Genomic DNA, 24,607 nt, shown 5'->3' with positions numbered 1-24,607 from the left:
TTCTGAAGGAGATGACAGCATGAATGAAAAAATCGTATCTACTGTTCTTGTTGTAGGGGCGAGCTTAACTGCATTATTTTTCGTAGTGAAGCAAAACTTTGAACTAGCTGTGTTCGCGTTAACGATTATGTTTGCATTATCAAACTTTTTCCGATTCCGTAGTTTTAAAGAAAAAGGCTATGAAAAAGAGGCAAAGTGGATGAAGTATATGTCCCTATTCTTTGCCGTTGCATCCGCATTTGTTTTGTATATTATTATTTCGGGATAAATTTTAAGGAGGCTGCGACAAGTATATTGTCACAGCTCTTTTTAGTGGATAAGAATGTATGACTTTCCCATTCACATAAGTAAGGACATCAACTCGCCCTATTTTGGACGAGTTGTGTCTTTCTAACGACTAGGTGATTGTCATCAAGAAAAGTTTTTCATAAAGTAAAATCAGAAAAATAATGTTAAAATAGTAACATTGTATAGGAAAGTAGGCGCATTATGGGGAAGTTGAAAACGAGTCATAAACGTAGTAATAATAAAATATTAATTGGAGCTTTCATTTCATTTGTGTTGCTTATTTCTATTGTTGCTTCGATTTTTTATAAAAACGAAATGGCAAAAACGAGTTTAGCGCATCAACAAGAAGAGCAAGTAACGGAAGTGGATGCACAACCAGAACCAGAACCAGAACCACAACCAGAACCACAACCAAACCAGGATAAGTCGGCAGAAGAAGTAGAGCAGGGAGAAGCGCCAACCACAGAGCAGCCTAAAGATTCTATACCAAAAGAGCAAGAGATTGAAAATGGGTATATTGACGGACAAGCTGCACCAACTGAGCCAACATTTATTGACGGTGTGCTCGTTGTAAATAAAAAGACTCCTCTACCTAAAACGTATAATAAGGGTGAGGATCCAAAAGCGCGAGCTGCATTTGAGAAAATGGCAGCAGCTGCAAGAATAGAAGGATTCGAGCTTGTTGCATTTAGTGGCTTCCGTTCTTATGAGTATCAACAACAGCTTTATACAAATTACGTGAATCGGGATGGCAAGGTAAATGCAGACCGTTATAGCGCGCGTCCTGGCTATTCTGAGCATCAAACAGGATTGGCCTTTGATATTGGTGAAAAGGGTAAAGAGGATTTATGGCTAACAAGTGAATTCGGTGAAACGAAAGCCGGACAATGGCTTATTGGCAATGCCCACCAGTACGGTTTTATTTTGCGCTATCCAAAAGGCAAAGAGAATGTTACAGGTTTTATGTATGAATCTTGGCACTTCCGCTATTTAGGTAAGGAACTAGCAACGAAAGTATTTCAAGCAGGCGTTTCACTTGAGGAATATTTAAATATCGATTAAAAAACGTGTTTCGAGTAAAATCGAAACACGTTTTTTTATAGTATTGGAGATAATAGTCTCGAAATAGATTCTTTAAACTTTACAATATTTGAGCGGTTTTCATAAATTTCTACGGTTAGCTCGGAGCAATCTAAAATATCCTGCTCAAAAATTTCTGCTAGTTTATGTGCAATTTCACGATCATAAATAAAGGCATTCACTTCAAAGTTTAAGCTAAAGCTTCGCACGTCAATATTTGCTGTACCAACAGATGCAGCCTCGTCATCAACAACAATCATTTTTGCGTGTATAAATCCTTTTGCGTAATGATAAATTTTTGCGCCCGCGTGTACAAGCTGTCCAACATAGGAGTAAGTCGCCCAGAATACAAAAATATGATCCGGCTTATTGGGAATCATAATGCGAACATCAATGCCCGAGAGCGTAGCGATTTTTACAGCGTCTAAAAAGCTGTCATCCGGAATGAAATAGGGGGACTGAATATAAACATATTTCTTTGCATTAGTAATGAGCTTTATATAGCCATTTTTAATAACTTCCCACTCGGTATCTGGACCACTTGAAATGATTTGCATCGCAGCTTCTCCCTTTTTGGGGATAGCAGGGAAATAACGTTCTGAATAATTAATCCGCTGTTTGGTACTTGCTTGATTCCAGTCTAGTATGAAACGAGTTTGGAGCGGATGCACGGCACTGCCTTCAATACGTAAATGCGTATCACGCCAATAGCCGAATTTGGAGGTTAAGCCTAAGTACTCATCCCCTACATTAAAGCCACCAATATAACCAATACGCCCATCAATCACAACGATTTTTCGGTGGTTTCGGAAGTTTAGACGAGGGTTAATCATCGGAAAAATCGAAGGGAAAAATACTTCGACTTCGCCACCTACATCAGTCAAATCTTTAAAATGGCGCTTTCTGACACCGCGTGACCCCATCTCATCATATAAAATACGTACCTTTACACCCTGTTTTACTTTTTTAATAAGAACATTCAAAATGCGTTGTCCTAAATTATCTACCTTAAAAATATAATACTGAATATGAATATGATCCTTCGCAGCTAAAATATCCTCAATAAGTGCCTCAAACTTATCTGTCCCATCCAGATAAATGACGACATCATTGTCCTGTGTTAAAACGGAATTGTTTGTCGTGAGGTTCATATAAATAAGATGATTATAATCTTTGACATGATCTGTTCGGTAATCGAGTTGGTCATTTTTTATCGCTTCAATTTGAAAATCGATTAATTTGTCGATCCCAATATCTTTGCTTCCTTCCCAACGGAATAAATGCTTTTTTCGTAGCTTTCTACCGAGCAATAAATAGAATACAAAGCCCACTAATGGAAGGAAGAATAATACGAGTATCCAAGCCCAACTAGATGATGGATCTTTACGCTCTAAAAAAATGAGCGTTAAAGCAAATGAAATATTTAGGAATGTAACAATGGGTAAAATGTAACTCATATCTAAAAAGGTGGCCAATATTTTCACCTACTTTAACTATAATGAACATAATTATAACGTAATGTAAGGCGAGTTAAAATGAATAGCCTCAACAATAAAAAGCAGCTGTCGCATTAATATTTTGAGACAGCTTAATAATCTTCTGTATGAAAGTAAATATCCGAGAAATCCAAATGCTGTAGCTTTTTAGAGTTAATAAAAAAGCTCATCACACCACAGTCGCCCCACATAATACCGTGTTCATCATTTGAAACAATTTGAAGTAATAGCGTGTCATAGCATTGAAGGGCTACAGAATTTTTACGAATATCTTCCTCAATAAAATAAGGGTAACCGCCTACTTTGTGGTCTGCGCTTAAAAAGTTCTCTAAGTACAGGTCGTTAAATGTGCGCCCATCCACTGCAAAATGCTCTCCCGATATTAAGGGGTTAAAATAATATGATAATCGATAATCAGTTGCTGAAACCGGTTCAATCGCTGTCGAAAATTGAATACCCAATTCACTATTAATCGGGAAATCAGTAGAATATGTTTGTGTTAAATAAGAGAAGTCGGAAATGAGATGTGACTTGTCAATAATTGTAGGGTAGTACCGTATTTTATAAAGTCTATCCCCAGTACCTAATTGAGCATGGTGATAACAGTGTTCTGAAATATAAAATTGTAGGAGGCCTTGTGTTGGGAATGGGGCACCTAAATGTACTTCAGAAAAATTAATTTGTGCTAATAACAGCATGTACTGCCCGTTAGCATCTTTTGGATGTACTGCATCTCGTGGTAAGTATGGGTATCCTGCAAGCTTACTTTCGTAAATTTTAGGTTTACCATGAATGGGGTAAATTATGGAAGTTACGACGGCTGAATTTTGTAAATGTACGCGAAAGTTTTCAAACTCCTTCGGTACATGAAGCTGTCTGGGTGAATTTATGTTAATTCCTCCTTTGAAGTGAAGTTGCTTCAAGTTTTACCTGCTTGAAACAGAAGTATCTTCAGTTTGTGCTTACTCCATAAGTTTTATATGTTTTTTTAGTTAAAAATAGAAATAAAAGGGGTTTGCATGAAATGAGAGAACAAAAGGAGGGACTGTAAAATTAGTTGATACGTCACTCCGATAAAAGTAGTTAATAAGGATACAAAAAATTGGCTCAATAACGAAATCTGCTCTTGCGACGAGACTCACTCTTTTTTCATGTTATAAATTCTCAATAGTTCGAATCTGTCGGCGTTTCGTTTTACGTCACTGCATTTTTTTTATCCAGGATGCGCACAATCGAGCAAAGCGCTATACGACTTATTCGGTAATAAGCGTCAGCAAGCGATATCCGATCCATTTTGCACATATTTTTGGATATGTTGTATCATCTATTTGGTGATTTTACAATATCGCTGGGCTTATTTTTTGAGATAATTTAATCAAGTGCGGATTATAGTGAAGAGCCTAAAATTTATTGAATTTAGTTTTAAGAAACAAAAAAACATTGCGTAATTGTAGAATACGCAATGCTTTTGTTATTTATTAATCAATTCGTAAAGTGTTAGTGGATTTTTTAAATAATAGGATAAATAGGATTGTCAGCACCGCGAAAATAATGCCGAAATAATAGGTCATTGTTGGCTCAAGCTTAAATAAACCTGCGAAAAATAGCGGGCCGATTATACGACCTAAATTATCCATGGAGTATGTGAGTCCAGCTGCTGTGCCGTATTTCCCTCCTGATTCTTTAGAAGTGAGTGAGACGACACAAGTTCTAGCGAGCGCGTTTCCAGCAGTAAACACAGCTAAAGCGACTCCGGCAAACACTAGGCTTGTTGTCAATGTAATGAGAAGTAGTCCTACTGCTGTAACAATTTGGGCGCCGATTAGCCATTTAACCTCTGCCCCGTCTTTAATTCGTCGTACGACACCGCCTTGAATTGCTGCATCTGCAAAGCCACTAAACATAAATAAATAACCAAGCTGTAACGGTGTGATGGCAATTCGTTCGATTTGGAAAAGCTGGAACGTCGCTTCAACACCAGCGAGCGTAAACGTTACGAAAAAAGAAAAAAGAAATAAATAGCGAACACGATATTTTAATAAATGGGTAGCACCAGTCGGAACAAGTACGCGTTTATTTGCTTGTCCAGAGCGCTCGGGTTCACGCAGCACGAATAAAGCGTAAACAAATAGAAGTGCGATCAGAGCAGCAGACGCAATGAACGGAAGCTGTAAACTAATATGGCCGAGTACCCCGCCAATTGCTGGACCGAAAATAAAGCCAAGTCCAATTGACATGCCCATAAAGCCCATATACTTATTACGGGTCTCGTTTGTAGACATATCCCCAATGAAACCTGTAACAGCAGTATAGAGAGCACCGGAGAACAAGCCACCAATAACACGTGAGACATAAAGCATGAATAAATTGCTAATGAATACACTAAAGATAATAAAACTTAGGCTAAAGCCAATGAGTCCAATTAAAATCAATTGTTTGCGTCCGATTTTATCAGATAGCTGCCCCCATAGAGGAGCGGTGAAGAAGCTTGCTAAAGCATAAACGGTTAATAAACCGCCGACGTGAATTTCATCCCAGCCTTGCTGTATGATAACTTCGGGTAAGACGGGAATAATAATCGCAAACCCTAAGTACACAAGGAATTGAATGGACATCAGTAATAAAAGTGCCTTTTTCATATAAATCCTGCTTTCTTTTAACATTATCCTATCTATTGTAACTGTTTTAAAAACAACTATCCATGTATCCTTATACGTGGATGATAACAATTATAATCTCCTGTTAGTGCCTGTCACAAGCGATGTAGGTGTTGATATGGGAGACCAAGCGTACAATCGTACGTTCTAGCACGGCCAATTGAAATAGTAAATCCGGTTTAGGCGATTAGTTTAATCCGATTTTACTGCCTCAAAACAATTATTTTATGCTTATGTAAGTATCGAGTGTTTAAAATTAAAAAATTGGGATAAAATTTGTGTAGACGATTTACTTGACTTTTGTAAATTGTAACAAATTCGAAAAACTTTTTTGTGAAAATTAATGGTATGATAAGTGAAAGGTTATATGTCAGACCTCTTATGAACTTGAAACTTTTTAGCAATTTAAGCGTTATATAGAGTAATGAAAGAAAGGTTGAGGTGTATTCGAATGGCTAAAGAGATTGATTTAAAGCAAATCGTTACGAATTTATCAAAATTAGGTGTTACGGCTACAGTTACAAAATCTCGTCTTGAGCTTTTAAAAGTTTTAACACCCCCAACACAGACACCCCAAACACAAAATTAAGGTTAGAAAGACACATCTCGCCTAATATAGGGCGAGATGATGTCCTTACTTATGTAGATAAGAAAGTTATACTTTCTTATCTACTAAAATAAAAATTCCCGCTGAGTAAATCAGCGGGAATTTTCTTTTTATTCGATGTCTAGGCTAACACGATGTGATTTATGTACCTGCCGTTTTACTTTCGGTACATAAAGCTTTTGCAACCGTTACTACATGGAAGGAGCGTTGCTGTCGGGCGTGAACGGATGCTTTAGCTCTTTTCTATTCATCTTCATTGTCGTTTGCCGAGAACATATACGTACGATAATGGAATCGCATGCTAAATACGAGCCCGATTGCAAGTGCGTTACCCATTAGTGAACTACCACCATAGCTGAGGAAGGGTAGTGGAATGCCGGTAATCGGTAATAGCTGAATTGTCATGCCGATATTTTCGAAGACATGGAATGTAATCATGGCAATAATCCCTGCACATACGTATGTACAGAAAGGATCTTTTAACAGTAATGTTGTTTTTGTTAAATGATAGATTAATAGGAAATACAAGCAAATAACAATACTCGCACCAATAAAGCCCCATTCCTCTCCAATAACAGTGAAAATAAAGTCGGTATGGTTTTCGGCTACGTATACTTCACGAGTTTGGAAGCCTTTACCTAAAATCTCGCCTGAACCGATTGCGTTTAGTGAGGTAATTAAGTGATACCCATCACTCGTTGAATATGAATACGGATCAAGCCAAGAGTAAATACGGGCAAATTGATACGCTTTAAAGCCAAATGTTTTTTCTAGGAAGTCTTGAGCGTAAAGAGCCATCCATAAAAGAGTACCGCCTACAGCTACGCCTCCTGCGAATACGGGTAAAATAATTTTCCATGACACCCCTGCAACGATAACTAGTGCTGCGGTAATTGCTAAAAATACAAGAGAAGAACCAAGATCGGGCTGTGTCATAATAAAGCCAAGTGGAATAATTAAAGTAAGACAGATTTTTCCGAGTAGAATAAAGTCGGTTTGGATTGTTTTTAAAGAATATTTTTCATGATGCTTACTAATTAAGTGAGCAAGTGCTAGAATATAGAAGGTTTTCATGAATTCAGACGGCTGAATATTTCCAAGTGGTGTATGATACCAGCTTTTTGCGCCGTTAACGAGCTCACCGATTTGTCCTTTCCCTTCAGGCATAAATATGAGCATTATTAGTAAAAAAATACCGAAGCTGTAAAGTACCCATGCCATTTTCTTGAATTGATCCGGTTCAAAGTACATAACAAAGGCAACGATAAAGGAGCCGATGCAATACCACTGGATTTGTTTTATCACAAAGTTGGTGCTACCGTACTGTCCGGAAGTTTGAGCAGAAGCGATTGCGAGTAAACTAATAATAAGAAACATCATTATAATTAAAGCAAGCGTCCAGTCGAAGCGTCTTGCAAAATTGCGATTATTATTTTCCATGAATTCCACCTTACTGTTATTTAAAGATTTGAATCTGAGTGCCGACACAAAGTCGGATAAAGAGCCGTTACTACACGGAGTGGTTATTTTAGCTTATCTTTCTTAATTAAACATGTTTATTTTAGCATGTTTAACTTTATCATATTATCCCGAAAAAAACTGTAAATGACTGAAGTTAAAAGATGTGACGAACTCGGTGAGAAAATGTTTCAAATTACAACAATTCATCATATAATAATCATATTATTTATCTTTAAGGGAGCGTGTATGTTGTGGCGAAAAAAATGAAGTCGGCAGAAGACTTTATGCATCATTTATATGTACATATGAACGATGTCGATCATTTCGTTGTTTATAGCGGTCTGTCACTAAAACAATTTATGACATCAATTGATCCGTTGAAAAACGCCTTACTTTTAAAGCACACATACGAGGATGGCTCTTTTAATATGCATACCCAATTGGACTTTGTTAGTAGCGAGGAGATTCCAAACTTTATAAAAAAAGAAACCGATGTTGCGGCTGATTTATGTTGGGTTGATTTTACTACAGAAAAAAATGTGAATGCGTTAACGCCCCTGGAACAAGCGGAGTTGCTTTATTTCCGACATAAGCGTGAGCCATTAGCGTCACCATTTTTTGCAAAGCTTCAAAATCGATATATTTATTATTCATCAAGCATTGATAAAATGACCAAGATTTATTTCCGTTTTATTGGGGATTCAGAACTGCTCGTTGCTAATTTATTTAATCGAATGATTAAGGAAAAAGAAGGAACAGGTAGTTTTTGGCGCCGTAAGTTAAAGGATGAGTCACCAACCATTGATCCATCAATGCTAAAGGCATTTCGCTCATATGCGAAGGAGGGGGCATTATTATCCTTATATAAATTGGATAAACCGAGCTCGCATTATGGTATCGAAATTCGCACGCTTGCTTATTACGATTATCCGGATGAAGTATGGGATGATTTAACCGAAATTTTAAAGCTAGGCTATGATGAATTTATACAAATTAGCTAACACTCACAGCACTGGGGAAATTCCGGGAGCGGTGAGTGTTTTATTTACGATATGTAAGAAGTTTTATCTTTACGTTTTTTTTGAAAGAGAAGAGTGCATCTTTTTCGATGTGTCTAGGCTAAAGCATCTTCCCCTTGAGGTCGCAGTATGTTCCTCCTCGCGTGTGCCAGCCTACTCGTCAGGAACCTCTACGCACAAGGACTGGTTAATAACGAATATACTGCAGGACGTGGCTTTTTTTCGTCCAATGCTTGTCGGGGATAATCGATCGCTTTAGTGCTTTTCTAATTCGTGATAAACTAGAAATACTCAATAACTGGAGGTCAAAGTAATGAAAAAAAGAATCGGTTTATTATATGGAGGAAAGTCTGCGGAGCATGAAGTATCGCTGTTAACAGCGCGAGCAGTAACGCAAGCTTTGAATTTTGATGTGTATGAAGTACATCCGATTTTTATTACATTGGATGGAGAATGGCGTGTAGGACCTCAATTAACAGAACCGGCACAAACCGTTGAACAATTACAATTTGAGCCGATCGAAACGAGCTCATTAAATAATATTATGCAATTTATCGAAGCACACACAAAACTACAATTTGATGTTGTTTTCCCTTTACTTCACGGAACAAATGGTGAAGATGGTACAGTGCAAGGGTTGCTTGACGTATTAAATGTTCCGTATGTAGGAAATGGTGTATTAGGATCGGCTGCAGGAATGGATAAAGTTGTGATGAAGCAATTATTTGAAATTGCGGGTTTAAAGCAAGTTCCCTATGTACATTTCATTCGTAGTGAATGGGAACTTAATTTATCATCAATTGTCGCTAAATGTGAAAGGGAGCTAGGTTGGCCGATGTTCGTCAAACCTGCAAACTTAGGTTCAAGTGTAGGAATTAGCAAAGCATCAGACACAGAAGAGCTTGTTGCGGCGGTAAAATTTGCACTTCGATATGACCGAAAAATCATTGTCGAACAAGGGGTTGTCGCACGAGAAATTGAAATGGGTGTACTTGGAAATGATGAACCGAAAGTTTCGGTTGCTGGAGAAATTAAGCCGGTAACAGACTTTTACGATTACGATTCAAAATACAAGGACGGCTCAACAGCGCTAATTATTCCAGCTGACATTTCAAAGGATGTAGAAATGGAAATGGCGGAAATGGCAGTTAAAGCGTTTAAAATTTTAGACGGTGCCGGCCTAGTGCGTTCGGACTTTTTTGTTACAGAAAATAATGAAGTTTACATCAATGAAGTAAATACAATGCCTGGTTTTACACCAGTTAGTATGTATCCACTATTATGGCAGCATACAGGTGTGAGCTATCCAGCATTAATTGATCGATTAATTGCTCTTGCGACTGAGCGTCACGCAGAAAAACAACAACTTCAATACAATAAAGATTGAGTGGGATAAAATTGAAAAAGAATTTAAAACAAATTGCGGCGTGGTTAAACATTCAAAACCAGCAATTTGAAGAGACCTTCGTAAGTGGCATTTCTATTGATACACGAACAATTAAAGAAGGGGACCTTTTCATACCATTTCGCGGCGAGGCGGTCAATGGCCATAAATTTGTCGAGCAAGCTTTTGAAAAAGGAGCAGCAGCATCTTTATGGATGCAGGATGAACCCAACCCACCCGCCAATTGCCCTCTTATTTTTGTCGAGGATCCAGAACAAGCACTTCAACAAATGGCGATTGCATACCGGAGCGAGCATCAAGCGACGTTTATTGGTATTACTGGATCAAACGGGAAAACCTCGTCAAAAGATATTTTAGCAGGCGCACTGGCACCGTATTTTAAAGTGCAAAAAACGATTGGTAACTTTAACAACCAGCTCGGATTGCCAATAACGATATTACAATTAGACGAGGATACAGAAGTATCTGTTCTTGAAATGGGTATGAGCGGCTTCGGGGAAATCGAATTTTTAACGCGCATAGCACGACCGCATTTAGCGGTTATTACAAATATTGGTGAGGCGCACATGCAGGACCTAGGCTCACGCGAAGGTATTGCACGGGCGAAATATGAAATTGTTAAAGGTTTACTTGAAGAGGGTGTACTGTTCTTTGATGGGGATGAGCCGTTACTACAACATTTAGTAGCGGAAGATGAGTATTCTAAAACTAAATCATTTGGCTTTGGTGAGTACAATGATTTAATGGCATACGATATTGAAACGATTGAATCCGGTAGCCGTTTCCAAGTCAAAGGGATAATGGAGGGCGAATTTTTCATCTCTGTCTTAGGAAAGCACCAAGTGAAAAATACGCTAAATGCAATGCTTGTAAGTAAAGCGATGGGTCTTACTGATGAACAAATTCGTGCAGCTCTGCAACAAGTAACGCTGACGGATATGCGCATGCAGCTTGTAAACGGCAGCAACGGGGCATTATTTATTAATGATGCTTACAATGCAGCACCAACATCTATGAACGCGGCTATTCAGTTCGTTACATCAACAAAGATGCGTGATGACAAATGGCTTGTGCTGGGAGATATGTTGGAATTAGGTGAGAATGAGCAGCAGTTCCATGAACAGACTGCAGACTACATTCATGCTGAGGAAATCGCTCGTGTTTGTTTATATGGTCCACGTATGAAGTGGCTATATGACAAGTTGCAAAGGAGTTTTGAGGCAGATCGACTCATTTATTCAGAAGCAGATTATGCTCCTATTATCCAATACATTCAGCAGTATGCTACAGATCAATCTATAATTTTACTTAAGGGCTCTCGTGGCATGAGGTTAGAAACAATTTTAAACTCATTCAGTAGAGGGTTTGAATGAATTTATATCCACAAAAAAATATGTAAAAATAATTTTGTAAATGTGAAAACCTTTTGGCAATTTTTGCTGAAAGGTTTTCTTTTTCACCCGACGAGTTAATATAAAAGAAACGACTATTCCGGAGGCAACTTATGACAATAGGTGTATTGATGATTCATGGATTTTCTGGCGGTACATATGAAATACAACCATTTGCCGATTATATAGCAGCACGAACAGACTGGGTAATAGACATGCCAACTTTGCCTGGGCACGGAGAGGCTTTATCGTTGAAGGGCTATAAAGCAACAGATTGGCTCATGACAGCAGAGATTGCGTATCGCAGTTTAGCAAAACAGGTGGATGAAATAATTATTGTTGGCTTTTCGATGGGCGGCATGATTGCGCTATATCTAGCTAAACGGTACAAGGTGAAAAAGCTTGTACTGCTTAGTGCGGCAGCAAAATATGTTAGTCCATCACAGCTTGTTCGTGATTTACGTGATGTAGCAGATGATGCAATACATGGGTCGTTGAAAAACAATGTATTATTTCAACGTTATGCGTTTAAACTAAAGCATGTTCCGTTTAGTGCTACAGTTGAATTTATGAAAATTGTTCGCTTAGTGGAGCCGTACATTTCGCATATTAAGATCCCCGTTTATATTGTGCAAGGCGAACTAGACGGTATTGTCCCAAAGGCAACAGCGCACTATTTAATGGAGCATATCTCTTCTGCGGAGAAGTATGTTTATTTATCAACGGGTGGAAAACATCATATCTGCTATAGTGAAGATTGTGATAGCTGGTTTAGTGAGGTGATGAAGTTTTTGTGCAAGGTCTAGAAAAGTCAGATTATTTAGATACAAGCATTATCGTTGCATACCGTCACAACCCATGATAGACTATGTAAAGCAATGGATACATTTTGTGCGAAGGCTCTTCATTTAATTGTTGAAGAGTGCTTTTTTTTGAACTTAACGGTTTTATTCTATTTTTTATTTACGGAAAACAATTAGAAGTATAGAATTGAACCGCTCGGCAATGACCGGGCTTTCCTTTTCATATAAGAGAGCTCTGCTAGACACAGAGAGAATTTTTTAAGTAACGGAAACGTTCCATATACAGGCTCCAATTTGCCGACATGTCATCTGAAAATGTAACCATTTGTCAACCTATAAGGAAAAAGGAGATTGAAGAGTTTGACAAATTTTTCAGAATTAAATATTAGCGAATCTACATTACGTTCAGTACAACGTATGGGATTTGAAGAAGCAACACCAATTCAAGAAGGTACTATTAAGTTTGCTATGGAAGGCCGCGATGTATTAGGCCAAGCACAAACTGGTACTGGTAAAACAGCTGCGTTCGGTATTCCTCTAATTGAGAAAATCGATCCTAAAAACCCTAACATTCAAGCATTAGTAATTGCACCAACTCGTGAGTTAGCAATCCAAGTTTCAGAAGAACTTTACAAGCTAGGTTATGACAAACGCGTTAAATTACTATCAGTATACGGTGGTCAAGAAATTAGCCGTCAAATACGTGCACTTAAAAACAAACCACAAATTATCGTTGGTACTCCTGGACGTATCCAAGACCATATCAACCGCCGCACACTTAAATTAGACGAAGTTCAAACTTTAGTATTAGACGAAGCGGATGAAATGTTAAACATGGGCTTCATCGATGACATCAACATGATTTTAGAAAGCGTGCCATCTGATCGCCAAACTTTACTATTCTCAGCTACTATGCCTCCAGCAATCCGTAAAATTGCAGAGACATTCATGAAAAACCCTGAAATCGTAAAAATTAAAGCAAAAGAATTAACAGTTGACAACATCGAACAATTCTTCGTGAAAGCGACAGAACGTGAGAAGTTTGACGCATTATCTCGTTTATTAGATGTTCAAAAACCGGAACTTTCGATTATCTTTGGTCGTACGAAACGCCGTGTTGATGAGTTATCGCAAGCATTAGGATTACGTGGATTTATCGCAGAAGGTATTCACGGTGATTTAAGCCAAGCGAAACGTATTTCAGTTTTACGTCAATTTAAAGAAGGTAAAATTGATATCTTAATCGCTACTGACGTTGCTGCACGTGGTCTTGATATTTCAGGTGTAACACATGTTTACAACTTTGATATTCCACAAGATCCAGAATCTTACGTTCACCGTATCGGCCGTACTGGTCGTGCTGGTAAGTCTGGTACAGCAGTTACTTTTGTAACTCCACGTGAAATGGGTTACTTACGTATCGTTGAAGAAACTACTAAAAAGCGTATGACTCCTTTACGTCCACCAAGCTCAGAAGAAGCGTTAGCTGGACAACAAGAAGCATCAATGAGAGCTTTAGTAGAAATGGTTCAAAATAACAACCTAGGTGAATACCGTGAATTTGCGGCTCAACTATTACAAAGTAATGATGCAATTGATTTAGTTGCAGCGGCACTTAAGTCTATAACTAAAGAACCTGATGCAACACCTATCTCAATTACTGAAGAGCGTCCATTACCAATGCGTCGCGAACGTTCAGGTGGCGGTGGCGGCGGTGGCCGTAGCCGTAGCGGAGATCGTGGTCGTGGTGGTCGTCCAAGCGGCGGTGGTCGCGGTGGCGATCGTAACCGTGGTGGAGACCGTGGTGGTCGTTCTGCTGGCGGTGGTACTCGTCGTGAAGGTGGCCGTCGTGAAGGCGGAAACCGTGAAGGCGGAGCTCCTCGTCGTCAACGTCGCGAAGACTAATTAAAAATTTTTAGTGGAAAAGAAAGTATACCTTTCCCATCCACATAAGTAAGAACATTAACTCGCCCTGTTTTGGGCGAGTTGTGTCTTTCTAAGCTGTATGGCAAGATGAGCAATCGTCTTGTTATGCAGCTTTTTTATGGTTAAGGAAATAATAAAATTTCGCCATGTGGGTAACATTGGATAACATTCAAATAAGTAAATGCTACGTCTAGGCGAAAGCGCCAGCCTCTAAAGGTAGCGGTCGGTCCTCGGGTGATAAGGGCCTTTGCTTCGAACTCTCCAGCGCTTGTCGCGTGCAAAAGGGCGCGAATGCACTTCTCAAATAATTTGAAACAATTTACAGTATTGAACGTATAAACTAATAAAGAAACGAGGTGGAAGTAGTGAGAGCACAACCGATTTATCAAATCCCTCCAAAAGCGCGGACTGTCTGGCGTTTATATGGTGTATTTCAAACTATAATATTAGCAATTATTGCTGGGGTTGTTATTTTTCTGACGTATAAATTTGAATGGCCAGAGTATATTAGCTTCATTGCTAGTGTGCTAGTACTAGTGGTAGGCATTTTAATGGTTATTGTATTCCCCAATGTACGTTGGAAAGTTTGGCGTTATGAAGTGCGAGAACAAGAAATCGAAATTCAAAGTGGTTTATTTGTCGTCACTCGTACACTCATTCCTATGGTGCGTGTACAGCATGTCGATACGGAACAGGGACCAATCTTAAAGAAATATGACTTGGCGAACATTTCCATATCCTCGGCAGCAACGGTTCACACGATTCCGATGCTTTTGACGGCAGATGCAGATCAGCTTCGTACAAAAATTTCTGAATTAGCAAGGGTGGCGGAAGAAGATGTCTAATGAAAAATACAAACTTCACCCAATCACTACAGTTATTAATTTTCTTAAAGCTTTTAAGGAACTGCTAATTCCGATTGCCATACTAATTGTTGCAAATGGCTTTAATTTTAATTTTGATTACCGCGATGAAAACTTTATCGGTGAGATGATTCCGCTATTGTTTTTATTTGTATTTGTTATCTATTCCTTGTTTAATGGTATTGTAAAATGGTGGACGTTTACCTATTGGTTTGAGGATAGTGAACTGCGTGTCGAATACGGGCTATTTGTGAAAAAAAAGCGGTATATTCCATTCGATCGAATCCAAAGTTTAAATTATAAAGAAGGTATTTTTCACCGGCTTTTTGGACTTGTGCAAGTAATGGTTGAAACGGCTGGAAGCAAAAATGGCAAGCCTGAAGCAGAATTAACAGCTGTTACAAGGCAGGCAGCAGAGCAAATTGAACGTGAGATGAAGAAAGCGAAGCAAATAACGACGGGAGATGCGGCAGTAGTCGAAGAAATCCTTCAGCCCCCAGTAAAAGTGTTGCATAAGATGGCAACAGGGGAGTTGTTATTACTAGCAACGACTTCAAGTGGAATAGGTGTAGTGCTAGCAGGGATTATTGCTGCAGTATCACAATTTGCGGATTTGATTCCGTTTGAAATGATTTTTAAAGAATTATCATACTTAATGAAGTATAGCTTTCTTATTATCACAATTTTAGTAGTAATTTCTTTAATTTTGGCTTGGGTAGTATCTGTCATTATGACATTCCTTAGCTACTATAATTTTACTGTGACCGAGGAAAGCGAACGGTTAGTTATTACGCGTGGATTATTAGAAAAGAAGCGAATTACGATTCCGCTTAACCGTGTGCAGGCCATTAAAATCGTTGAAAATCCGTTTCGCCAAATGCTAGGATTGGCGGCTGTAGTAGTTGAAAGTGCTGGTGGAGGATTTAGTGGGGATAAGGATAAGAAAATTGTACTGTTTCCGCTTATTTCAAAAAAAGCTGCGCTAAACCCGCTAAATGAGCTGTTTCCACAGTTAAACTTTAACTACACACCTGAAGTGTCTTCGCCTAATAGAGCAAGGAAGTTTTTTTACCGAATTGATTTCATTTGGGTAGTACCTTTAATGGTGGTATTGTCGTATTTCTTTTTCCCGTACGGCTTGTTGTCGCTATTATTAATCGTACCGGTCATTGTACTTGGCATTTGGCGGCATAAGACGGCGGGTTTTACGATTGCCGATCAACAGCTAACGATTGTGTCACGAGGAATTAGTCGCGTCACATTCTTTGCAGAGAAAAAACGAATTCAAGTTGTGCAAAGCAGTCAAAGCTATTTCCAAAAGCGTAAGAAGGTAGCCTCTGCGCGCATTGTTGTTATGTCAGGTATGAACGGTGCTGCAGCGAAGGCGTATCATATGGAGCAACAGCAAATTGAAGAAATTTATCACTGGTATGAACGTGAATAAGAAAAAGGACATCTCCCGTGAAAATTCATGAGCAGATGTCCTTTTTCTCGCATTTAGGAGGCAGGCTGATTAATGTCGCCGCTAGTACGTCCTGTACTTTGTAAGCCCCCTTTATTTCATACGCCAGCGCAGCATATTTTTGGGATTAAAATAAACAAGTCCTAATACAAAGCCGGCAACGAGGCCACCTAAATGGGCAGCAGCATTAATATTTGGTTGTAAAAAGGTCATAATAACACTAATGACGATAATCGGTAAAATAATTTGGCGTAGTTGAGGGAAAGATTTGTGCGTGTAAAATACGAGCGCACCAAATGCACCAATAATTCCGAAGATCGCACCACTTGCGCCAACACTAGCATATAATGCGTCTTGCGTTACAAATGTTGCGGCTGCTCCAAAAATGCCAGCAAGGAAATAAACTGTTAAAAAGCGAATTTTGCCTGCAATATTTTCAAGTTCTGGTCCAAATAAAAATAGTGAAAACATATTAAACAGTACATGCATAAAGCCGCCATGTAAAAACATCGACGTAATAATGCGCCACCATTCGCCCTCAGCGATTAATCCATTGACGCTCATGCCGGCATAAAGGATTTCATCGCCAAAACCTGGTAGGAGTGTAATAATAAAAACAATTATGTTAATGGTGATAATTGTGGAGACGACCGGATACAGTCGAATATATTGCTTGAAATTTTCTCTACGAATAAACATTTTTCCACCTCGATTTAGCAGATAAGAATGTAAGGTTTTAGGTTATCTGCATAAGCAAAGACATCATCTCGACCTATCTTTGGTCGGTATATGTCTTTCTAATAAAATTATTATACATTGGAATGACTAAGAAATGAAAGGAAGAAACTTAGATGATTAAAGGAATTGGATTGGATATTGTAGAATTACAACGTATAGAAAAGGCGATGAATCGCTCAGAAAAATTTCAGCAACGAATTTTAACTCCGCGAGAATTAGAGATTTTTGACACATTATCTCTCTCGCGTAAAATCGAGTTTTTAGCAGGGCGTTTTGCTGCAAAAGAAGCATATGCGAAAGCAAATGGTACGGGCATTGGGAAAGGCTGCGAGCTACAGCAAATTGAAATATTAAAAGATGACAGCGGGAAGCCAGTGTTATTTTTTGACGAGCAGCTAGCAAATGCATTTATTTCAATTACGCATACAAATCAAGTAGCAGCTGCGCAGGTTGTATTAATGAATTAATACATAATTTTTATGTTATCTCCATATGCTGATTTATCGGAGTAGAATGGAGAAAGGATGAAGAAATGAAATTCCGGATAGTCGCTTTGCTCGTTATTTGTATGGTGGTGCTAAGTGCTTGTGGAAAAGCATCACAGGAGGATGTTGTACACAAAGCAAATGAAAAGTGGAATGACGCAAAAGGGTATGAGCTAAGTGCATCTATGGAAGTGAAAACAGGAAGTGAGCCACGGGTATATGATGTAAATGTTTGGCATACAAAGCCTGATTTTTACCGTGTGACGGTGAAAGAGCAAGGTGAGGATGTTACACAAATGATTGTGCGAAACAAAGAAGGGGTGTTTGTTGTTACCCCATCACTACGAAAAACGTATAAGTTCCAAAGTGATTGGCCAAAGCAAAATAGCCAAGCATATTTAATTGGTGCATTAGCAGAGGATTTATTATCTGATGAGGCAGCCGTCATGAAGGAAGAAGAAAAACACTATGTTTTTGAAGTAGCAACACGTAATCGCGAAAAAACGGCTTTACCTGTTCAGCAAATTATTGTCGACAAAAAAACAATGTTGCCTACACGTGTTAGCATTATGAATGAGGCGCTTGAGGAGCAAGTCGTCATTACTTTTAATTCAATTGATTTAGGTGCCAAGCATAAAGCAGAAGAATATGCCGTTGAAAAGTTTACGGAAAATGAAGAAAAAGAAACAGCAGCAGCCGATATAGAGAGCGAGGAGTTCCGTACACATTACCCAGAGTTAAATTGGGATCATACAAAGCTTGTAGATACTCAGTCTATAAATGATAATGGAGTAGAGCGAGTTATTTTAACGTTTGAAGGAGAAAAACCGTTTACATTAATGCAACAACCAGTTGTGTATAATGAAACGACATTGCCTGTATTCTCTCCTGGAGATCCAGCTGATTTAGGATTTACGATTGGAGCTATGACAGATCATTCAATTAGCTGGGAAAAGGATGGTGTCTCATTCTTTATTGCTTCTACTAAGTTATCTAGAGAAGAAATGATGGAGGTTGCTGCCTCTGTTACAGAAGATAGTATGAAGTAAATGTAACATCTACTTACTAAAATAAATCTAAAAAATAGGTAGAATTCAGTCGAAGTAGTTTAATACTAGTAAAAGAAGGTATATGCAAAATGGAAAACTTAACGTATTATCGTCCAACAAAAGCCCTTATTGATTTACAAGCAATCAAAGCAAATATTCAGTCACTACGCAATTATTTGCAGCCACATGTAGATATTATTGCGGTTGTAAAAGCGAATGCATATGGACACGGTGATATTCAAGTAGCAGCAGCAGCAATAGAAGCGGGGGCAGTGATGCTGGCTGTTGCAACACCGGATGAAGCAGTGCGCATACGCCAACACTTTGCGCATATTGATATTTTAGTACTAGGCGCTACGCCAATTTCATTCATCCCTTATGCAGCAAGTGAAAACATTACATTAGCAGTATTTTCAGTACAATGGGTGGAACAAGCCCAACAAATAAAGTCGCTACAAAGTCCTGTAAAACTCCATATAAAAATCGACACGGGGATGGGTAGAATTGGCGTTAATTCGCTAGAAGAGCTACTCCAACTATATGAAATAATTACATCGACTGCACAATTTAGTGTAGATGGAATATTTACGCATTTTGCTACGGCTGACGAAGAAGAAACACTGTATTTCGACAAGCAAGTTGATAAATTTAAAGAACTTTTACAATATCTCCCTGAAAAACCGAGGCTTGTACATGTAGCAAATACTGCAACAGCATTAATTAAGCATTCATCTTTACAGTTTGATGCAGTTCGTTTCGGTATTTCAATGTATGGTCTGCTTCCTTCTTCTTATGTTGGAGAAGTGCTACCATTTCCACTCCGCCCGGCACTTGCACTTGAAACAGAACTTGTGCATGTGAAAAAATTGCACGCTGGTCAATCAGTTGGCTACGGCGCAACATTTACAGCAGCGGACGATTGCTATATTGGTACGATTCCGATTGGTTATGCAGACGGTATGATTCGTAAGCTTAGCGGTCAAGACGTATTAGTTGATGGCAAGCGTTCGCCAATTATTGGGCGAATTTGTATGGATCAATGTATGATTTTATTACCCGCAGCATATAATGTTGGAGAGAGAGTTACATTAGTCGGTAAGCAGCAGGGAGAAGAGATTACATTAGATGATTGGGCGACAAAAGTCGAAACAATCAACTATGAAGTACCGTGTATTATTACGTCAAGAGTGCCAAGAATCTATATTAAGTAAGTAATTTCGATATAAAACTCCATAAAACGAACCTATAAATACAAGAATTGTCAGTTTTTTTATTTTCTTGTCTTTTAATCGTTTCTATTCAATGCTAAAATGAACTAGGAATGTAAAATGGTACGTTTTGGTGGAGGTGCTTGTTGTGTACGCAAAGAAATTAGACGATGTTGTAATGAAAAAAGTATTTGTAGGACTGCCAGAAGAAATGTTTGTTCAATTTCAACGGACTTTTGGGAGTAGTTTTGTAAGCGACGAAGATATTACGTATCTATCAACTCGTAAATTTACGAAGCATAAGCAACCAAATCAAATACGGGAAGCTTTAATGAAAGGCTATGTGGAAATGTCGCACATAAATCTGTCTATTTGTAGTGAATGTTTACATGCAGAGTATGAAGCGGAACATATGGTGGAGCGTCTCGTAAGCGGGGGATGACAATTTGATTGTAAAGCGTGGAGACGTTTTTTTTGCAGACCTTTCACCTGTTGTAGGTTCTGAACAAGGTGGTACTAGACCCGTATTAATAATCCAAAATGATATAGGAAATCGATTCAGTCCTACTGTCATCATTGCTGCAATTACTGCGCAAATTCAAAAAGCAAAATTACCAACACATGTTGAAATCAATGCCAAAAAATATGGCTTTGAGCGGGACTCGGTAATTTTGCTTGAGCAATTGCGTACAATTGATAAGTCGCGGTTAACAGATCGCATTACACAGCTTGATGCACAATTGATGGAAAAAGTAGATGTTGCACTTGAAATCAGTTTAGGGCTAGTTAAATTTTAATACATAAAAAAACCAAAAAACATCGAAACAACTTGTTTCGATGTTTTTTCATATTCTTTTCTTAAAATAATCGAAAAACTTAAAACGATATGTGATACAACGAAAGTATAAACAAGTAAATATATTATTCAAAGGTAGAATGTTTAACGAGTAATTTTTGGTTCTTTGTATTATAATCAATTAAATATTTAAAATATTTAAAAATTTAACGATATAACTAAAAATCGTACTATACTTAGTTGGATACTATAGACTGGTTGCTTCGGTATATTAATAGATAGAAGTATCGTAATTGTTGCTATTAATTGATTGTAACTTGTGAAAGTATATTTTCGAAATGAATCAAAAAGGGATTATTCAAGCACCAATGAATCTCCAACTGGAATTGGGGGACAGTGATGAGTAAAAAGGCTATTATTGAGATAAGCACGGAATGGGATATTGTAGCGGCACGTCAACTCGGTCGTAACGAAGCTAAGTCTGTGGGATTTGGTACACTTGATCAGGCAAAGATTACGACAACGATTTGTGAACTGGCACGTAATATTTACTTATATGCTCGTGCAGGTAAGATTACAATAGAAAGAATTAGCGAAAATGATAGAGAAGGAATTAGAATTACAGCTTCAGACAAAGGGCCTGGAATAGGAGACGTACGCAAGGTAATGGAGGTTGGTTATTCGACATCAGGCGGCTTAGGTGCGGGTTTACCAGGAGTGCGACAATTGATGGACGATATGGATGTTCAATCTTTCGTCAACAAAGGGACAACCATTCGAGTAGAGAAATGGATTTAGCAGAAAATAATTTAGAGTACTAGGGAAATTAAACGTTTTTTATATAATAAAACATGGGCGGTTTGAGTTTCTAATGGAATAATAGAACGGGGACTACGATATTAAAATCGGCGGTTGAAGCATTAACGACCGAGTTACGGCGATCTTCATAGTAATTTATTTAGACGTACGAGCAGAAGATGTATTAGAGGTAATGGAGAGGGCGCTTACCTACCAAGCGCTTGATGAATTATTCAATTTTGACTCGAGTGGTGGTGTTCATTATGTTCTTATACTACGAGTCTACTTTATAAAAAGTAGACTCGTTTTTTAGTGTTCATGAAAGGACATCAATTTGCCTGCTTTCGCGAGTAAGGTAGGTTTATCGAATGGAACTAACTTACGTTCAAGTGTAATCAAATGGTAAAATAAAGTGGAACTTCAATCAGCATGGGTATTATTCCTCGGAAATGCGGGATAAATGTAATAAACAAAGAAGGGTAGTGGAAAAATGGAACATAAACAAATGCTACAAATCATTGCAAACGATGCAAAAGTAAAGCCGCATCAGGCAGAAACGGTCATTAAACTTTTAGAGGATGGCAATACTGTGCCGTTCATTGCACGTTACCGAAAAGAAGCGACGGGTTCATTAGATGAAGTTCAAATTAAAGCGGTGGAAGATCGCTATCATTACATACAGCAACTAGAAAATCGAAAAGAAGAAGTATCACGTTTAATCGAGGAGCAAGGCAAGCTAACAGAAGAGTTAATTACAGCAATTAATGGTGCAACAATCTTGCAGCGCGTGGAAGATTTATATCGTCCGTATAAGCAAAAACGCCGTACGAAAGCAACGATTGCAAAAGAGCGTGGTCTGGAACCGCTCGCAGATAAAATAATGCAATTTACTAAGGGGGACATCGCGACTATCGCTGCTTCATTTCTTAATGAAGAAAATGGTGTTTCAACCGTAGAGGATGCACTAAATGGAGCACGTGATATTATAGCCGAGCGTTTTGCAGATGATGCGGGAGTGCGTGATAAGTTACGTCAGCTATCCTGGCGCGAAGGGAAACTTGAAACGTCTGTAAAAAATGCAGAAGAAGACGAAAAGCAAGTGTTTGAAATGTATTATCAATATGAGGAACCTATTCACCGTATTGTACCACACCGTATTTTAGCGATTAATCGTGGGGAAAAAGAGGATATTCTTCGTGCGGCTATTCAGGTACCACTTGAGCGAGCAACTCAAATCATGGAACAACAGTGGATTCCACGCAATTTTAGCGGGACATCGGTGGATGAAGTGAAGCTTGCTATTGCGGATAGCTATAAGCGTCTTATCCAGCCATCGATTGAACGGGAGTTACGCGGAGAGTTAACAGCTAAAGGGGAAGCGCAGGCTATTCATATTTTCTCTGAGAACTTACGTAATTTATTACTGCAGCCACCTATGCGTGGGAAAATGGTATTAGGGGTAGACCCAGCATACCGTACAGGCTGTAAACTAGCTGTTGTCGATGAAACTGGAAAAATGCTAGAAGTGACAGCGATTTATCCACATCCACCAAAGCCTGATATCGTAAAATCAAAAGCGGTCGTAAAAGAAATTCTTAAAAAGTATCCGATTAGCATTATTGCGATTGGCAATGGAACAGCCTCTCGTGAGACAGAACAATTTATCGCAGACCTATTGAAAGAAGTTGAAACGGATGCTGCTTACGTTATTGTTAATGAAGCCGGTGCATCGGTATATTCTGCATCGGATGTGGCACGTGCCGAGTTCCCAGATTTACAGGTGGAGCAGCGTAGTGCCATATCGATTGCGCGTCGTCTACAAGATCCATTATCAGAGCTTGTGAAAATTGAGCCAAAAGCAGTTGGTGTTGGCCAGTATCAGCATGATGTATCGCAAAAACAGTTAGCAGACTCTTTAACATTTATTGTAGAAACAGCTGTTAACCAAGTTGGAGTTGATGTAAATACAGCGTCTGCTTCGCTATTACAATACGTTTCAGGTTTATCAAAAACAGTCGCCGAAAATATCGTCAATGTCCGCGGCGAAGCAGGAAAATTCACTTCTCGTGCGCAGCTAAAGAAAATTCCGCGTCTTGGTGCAAAAACATTTGAACAGGCAATTGGCTTCTTGCGTATTGCGGAGGCAAAAAATCCACTAGATGCAACAGGTATTCACCCGGAAAGCTATAAGCTAGCGGAGGAAATTTTAAAAGTAGCGGGTATTACGAAAAAGGATGTTGGCACGAAAAAAGCAGAAGAAGCAATTTGTAAGCTAAATGTACAAGAGCTAAGTGCTACATTAAACGTGGGCGAAGTAACCGTGAAGGATACTGTCGATACATTAATGAAGCCTTCGCGTGATCCCCGTGATGCATTCCCGCAGCCGCTTCTAAAAACGGATGTATTAAAGATGGAAGATTTACAAGTAGGTATGGAGCTACAAGGGACAGTCCGCAATGTTGTGGACTTCGGTGCTTTCGTTGATATCGGTGTGAAGCAGGATGGTTTAGTGCATATTTCAAAGCTGCAAAAGCGTAGAATCAAGCATCCGCTTGAAGTAGTTGCTCTTGGTGACATCGTAACCGTTTGGGTAGAAAAGGTAGAAGCAAATAAAGGCCGTATTTCTTTGACAATGCTACCACCAGAAGCTCAAATGGACTAAAATAGTAAGTGCGCAGATTTTCGTGCGCACTTTTTTGCTTGAGAAAGTGTAACGTTCTTAACAACATAAAATAGGACATCAGCTTGCTCTATTTTTGGGGAAAGATGTGCCATGTTAAGGGGGAGAGATGTTGACGGATGAACAAGCCCAACAATTAGTAGAAGATTTATCATTACAGTATTTTAATCGGCCGTTTTTACATAATGCCTATTTCAATAACCGTTTAAAATCAACGGGAGGCCGATACTTGTTAAGATCACATAATATAGAACTAAATAAAAAGCTGTATGATTATTTTGGAATAGATGAATTGCGGGGCATTATTTTACATGAGCTTTGCCACTACCATTTACATATTCAAGGATTAGGGTATAAGCATCGTGATAAGGACTTCCGTATGTTACTGCTAGAAG

At 38.7% G+C, this 24,607-nt stretch carries 23 protein-coding genes (1 of these 23 running past the window's edge); 18 read left to right on the top strand and 5 right to left on the bottom strand.

All coding sequences use genetic code 11. The features are described 5' to 3' along the window. Nucleotides 1–19 precede the first annotated feature (19 nt). On the top strand, nt 20–268 hold the full coding sequence (locus MHH87_RS16590; protein WP_340750347.1) for a hypothetical protein: 249 nt from the start codon (nt 20–22) through the stop codon (nt 266–268). A gap of 221 nt (nt 269–489) precedes the next feature. Beyond that, a complete protein-coding gene (locus tag MHH87_RS16585; protein WP_340750345.1) occupies nt 490–1,350 on the top strand; it encodes a M15 family metallopeptidase in 861 nt (286 codons plus the stop codon). A gap of 35 nt (nt 1,351–1,385) precedes the next feature. Here MHH87_RS16585 and cls read toward each other — a convergent pair whose 3' ends face one another. From cls to MHH87_RS16570, 3 genes are all read right to left on the bottom strand, one after another. Continuing rightward, the gene (gene cls / locus MHH87_RS16580) at nt 1,386–2,825 is read right to left on the bottom strand and encodes a cardiolipin synthase (RefSeq protein WP_340751039.1); all 1,440 of its coding nucleotides are present in this window, start codon (nt 2,823–2,825) and stop codon (nt 1,386–1,388) included. Nucleotides 2,826–2,956: 131 nt separating this feature from the next. Next, on the bottom strand, nt 2,957–3,787 hold the full coding sequence (locus MHH87_RS16575) for a YwqG family protein (RefSeq protein ID WP_340750343.1): 831 nt from the start codon (nt 3,785–3,787) through the stop codon (nt 2,957–2,959). Between the two features lie 555 nt (nt 3,788–4,342). After that, nucleotides 4,343–5,503, bottom strand: a complete 1,161-nt coding sequence (locus MHH87_RS16570; RefSeq protein WP_340750342.1) for an MFS transporter — start codon at nt 5,501–5,503, stop codon at nt 4,343–4,345. Between the two features lie 469 nt (nt 5,504–5,972). On the opposite strand from MHH87_RS16570, the gene MHH87_RS16565 reads away from it, so the two are divergent. Then, on the top strand, nt 5,973–6,110 hold the full coding sequence (locus tag MHH87_RS16565) for an Lmo0850 family protein (protein WP_340750340.1): 138 nt from the start codon (nt 5,973–5,975) through the stop codon (nt 6,108–6,110). Nucleotides 6,111–6,371: 261 nt separating this feature from the next. On the opposite strand, the gene MHH87_RS16560 is transcribed toward MHH87_RS16565, so the two are convergent. Next, complete coding sequence (locus tag MHH87_RS16560; protein ID WP_340750338.1) at nt 6,372–7,568, bottom strand: FtsW/RodA/SpoVE family cell cycle protein; 1,197 nt, start codon at nt 7,566–7,568, stop codon at nt 6,372–6,374. 272 nt (nt 7,569–7,840) lie between these two features. On the opposite strand from MHH87_RS16560, the gene MHH87_RS16555 reads away from it, so the two are divergent. From MHH87_RS16555 to MHH87_RS16525, 7 genes are all read left to right on the top strand, one after another. Further along, nucleotides 7,841–8,590 (top strand): hypothetical protein, encoded by a 750-nt coding sequence (locus MHH87_RS16555; RefSeq protein WP_340750337.1) that lies wholly within the window; start codon nt 7,841–7,843, stop codon nt 8,588–8,590. Between the two features lie 331 nt (nt 8,591–8,921). Then, on the top strand, nt 8,922–9,995 hold the full coding sequence (locus tag MHH87_RS16550; protein WP_340750334.1) for a D-alanine--D-alanine ligase: 1,074 nt from the start codon (nt 8,922–8,924) through the stop codon (nt 9,993–9,995). Nucleotides 9,996–10,006: 11 nt separating this feature from the next. Then, nucleotides 10,007–11,386, top strand: coding sequence for a UDP-N-acetylmuramoyl-tripeptide--D-alanyl-D-alanine ligase (locus tag MHH87_RS16545; protein WP_340750333.1), 1,380 nt, complete (start codon nt 10,007–10,009; stop codon nt 11,384–11,386). A 131-nt stretch (nt 11,387–11,517) separates the two neighbouring features. Continuing rightward, entirely contained in the window at nt 11,518–12,210 is a 693-nt protein-coding gene (locus tag MHH87_RS16540; protein ID WP_340750331.1) for an alpha/beta hydrolase, read from the top strand. Nucleotides 12,211–12,567: 357 nt separating this feature from the next. Further along, nucleotides 12,568–14,112 carry a DEAD/DEAH box helicase gene (locus MHH87_RS16535; RefSeq protein WP_340750329.1) on the top strand — a complete coding sequence of 515 codons (1,545 nt, stop codon included), beginning with the start codon at nt 12,568–12,570 and terminating at the stop codon, nt 14,110–14,112. 386 nt (nt 14,113–14,498) lie between these two features. Further along, complete coding sequence (locus MHH87_RS16530) at nt 14,499–14,978, top strand: PH domain-containing protein (RefSeq protein WP_340750327.1); 480 nt, start codon at nt 14,499–14,501, stop codon at nt 14,976–14,978. Then, on the top strand, nt 14,971–16,440 hold the full coding sequence (locus tag MHH87_RS16525) for a PH domain-containing protein (RefSeq protein WP_340750325.1): 1,470 nt from the start codon (nt 14,971–14,973) through the stop codon (nt 16,438–16,440). The genes MHH87_RS16530 and MHH87_RS16525 overlap by 8 nt, the downstream gene beginning before the upstream one ends. Nucleotides 16,441–16,551: 111 nt before the next feature. Here MHH87_RS16525 and MHH87_RS16520 read toward each other — a convergent pair whose 3' ends face one another. Continuing rightward, the gene (locus tag MHH87_RS16520) at nt 16,552–17,157 is read right to left on the bottom strand and encodes a rhomboid family intramembrane serine protease (RefSeq protein WP_340750323.1); all 606 of its coding nucleotides are present in this window, start codon (nt 17,155–17,157) and stop codon (nt 16,552–16,554) included. Between the two features lie 152 nt (nt 17,158–17,309). Between MHH87_RS16520 and acpS the strand changes: the two genes are divergently transcribed. The 8 genes from acpS to MHH87_RS16480 all read left to right on the top strand — a co-directional run. After that, complete coding sequence (gene acpS / locus MHH87_RS16515; RefSeq protein ID WP_340750321.1) at nt 17,310–17,663, top strand: holo-ACP synthase; 354 nt, start codon at nt 17,310–17,312, stop codon at nt 17,661–17,663. Between the two features lie 65 nt (nt 17,664–17,728). Then, nucleotides 17,729–18,730, top strand: a complete 1,002-nt coding sequence (locus MHH87_RS16510) for a LolA family protein (RefSeq protein ID WP_340750319.1) — start codon at nt 17,729–17,731, stop codon at nt 18,728–18,730. A gap of 89 nt (nt 18,731–18,819) precedes the next feature. Next, the gene (gene alr / locus MHH87_RS16505) at nt 18,820–19,941 is read left to right on the top strand and encodes an alanine racemase (protein WP_340750317.1); all 1,122 of its coding nucleotides are present in this window, start codon (nt 18,820–18,822) and stop codon (nt 19,939–19,941) included. A 145-nt stretch (nt 19,942–20,086) separates the two neighbouring features. Then, nucleotides 20,087–20,380, top strand: a complete 294-nt coding sequence (locus tag MHH87_RS16500; RefSeq protein WP_445683107.1) for a transcriptional regulator — start codon at nt 20,087–20,089, stop codon at nt 20,378–20,380. 4 nt (nt 20,381–20,384) lie between these two features. Continuing rightward, nucleotides 20,385–20,735 (top strand): type II toxin-antitoxin system PemK/MazF family toxin, encoded by a 351-nt coding sequence (locus MHH87_RS16495; protein ID WP_340750315.1) that lies wholly within the window; start codon nt 20,385–20,387, stop codon nt 20,733–20,735. 398 nt (nt 20,736–21,133) lie between these two features. Further along, a complete protein-coding gene (locus tag MHH87_RS16490) occupies nt 21,134–21,532 on the top strand; it encodes an anti-sigma regulatory factor (RefSeq protein WP_340750313.1) in 399 nt (132 codons plus the stop codon). Nucleotides 21,533–22,022: 490 nt separating this feature from the next. Beyond that, nucleotides 22,023–24,194, top strand: a complete 2,172-nt coding sequence (locus MHH87_RS16485; protein WP_340750311.1) for a Tex family protein — start codon at nt 22,023–22,025, stop codon at nt 24,192–24,194. A gap of 130 nt (nt 24,195–24,324) precedes the next feature. Then, nucleotides 24,325–24,607: the 5' portion of a SprT family protein gene (locus MHH87_RS16480; protein WP_340750309.1), read on the top strand. It continues 200 nt past the right edge of the window; 283 of the gene's 483 nt are visible here — the first part of the coding sequence; the start codon lies at nt 24,325–24,327; its stop codon lies off the right edge, out of view.

It is taken from the genome of Solibacillus sp. FSL H8-0538 (genome assembly GCF_038003525.1).
Lineage (GTDB): Bacteria > Bacillota > Bacilli > Bacillales_A > Planococcaceae > JBBOPI01.
This window is presented reverse-complemented; position numbering and strand designations above follow the sequence as displayed.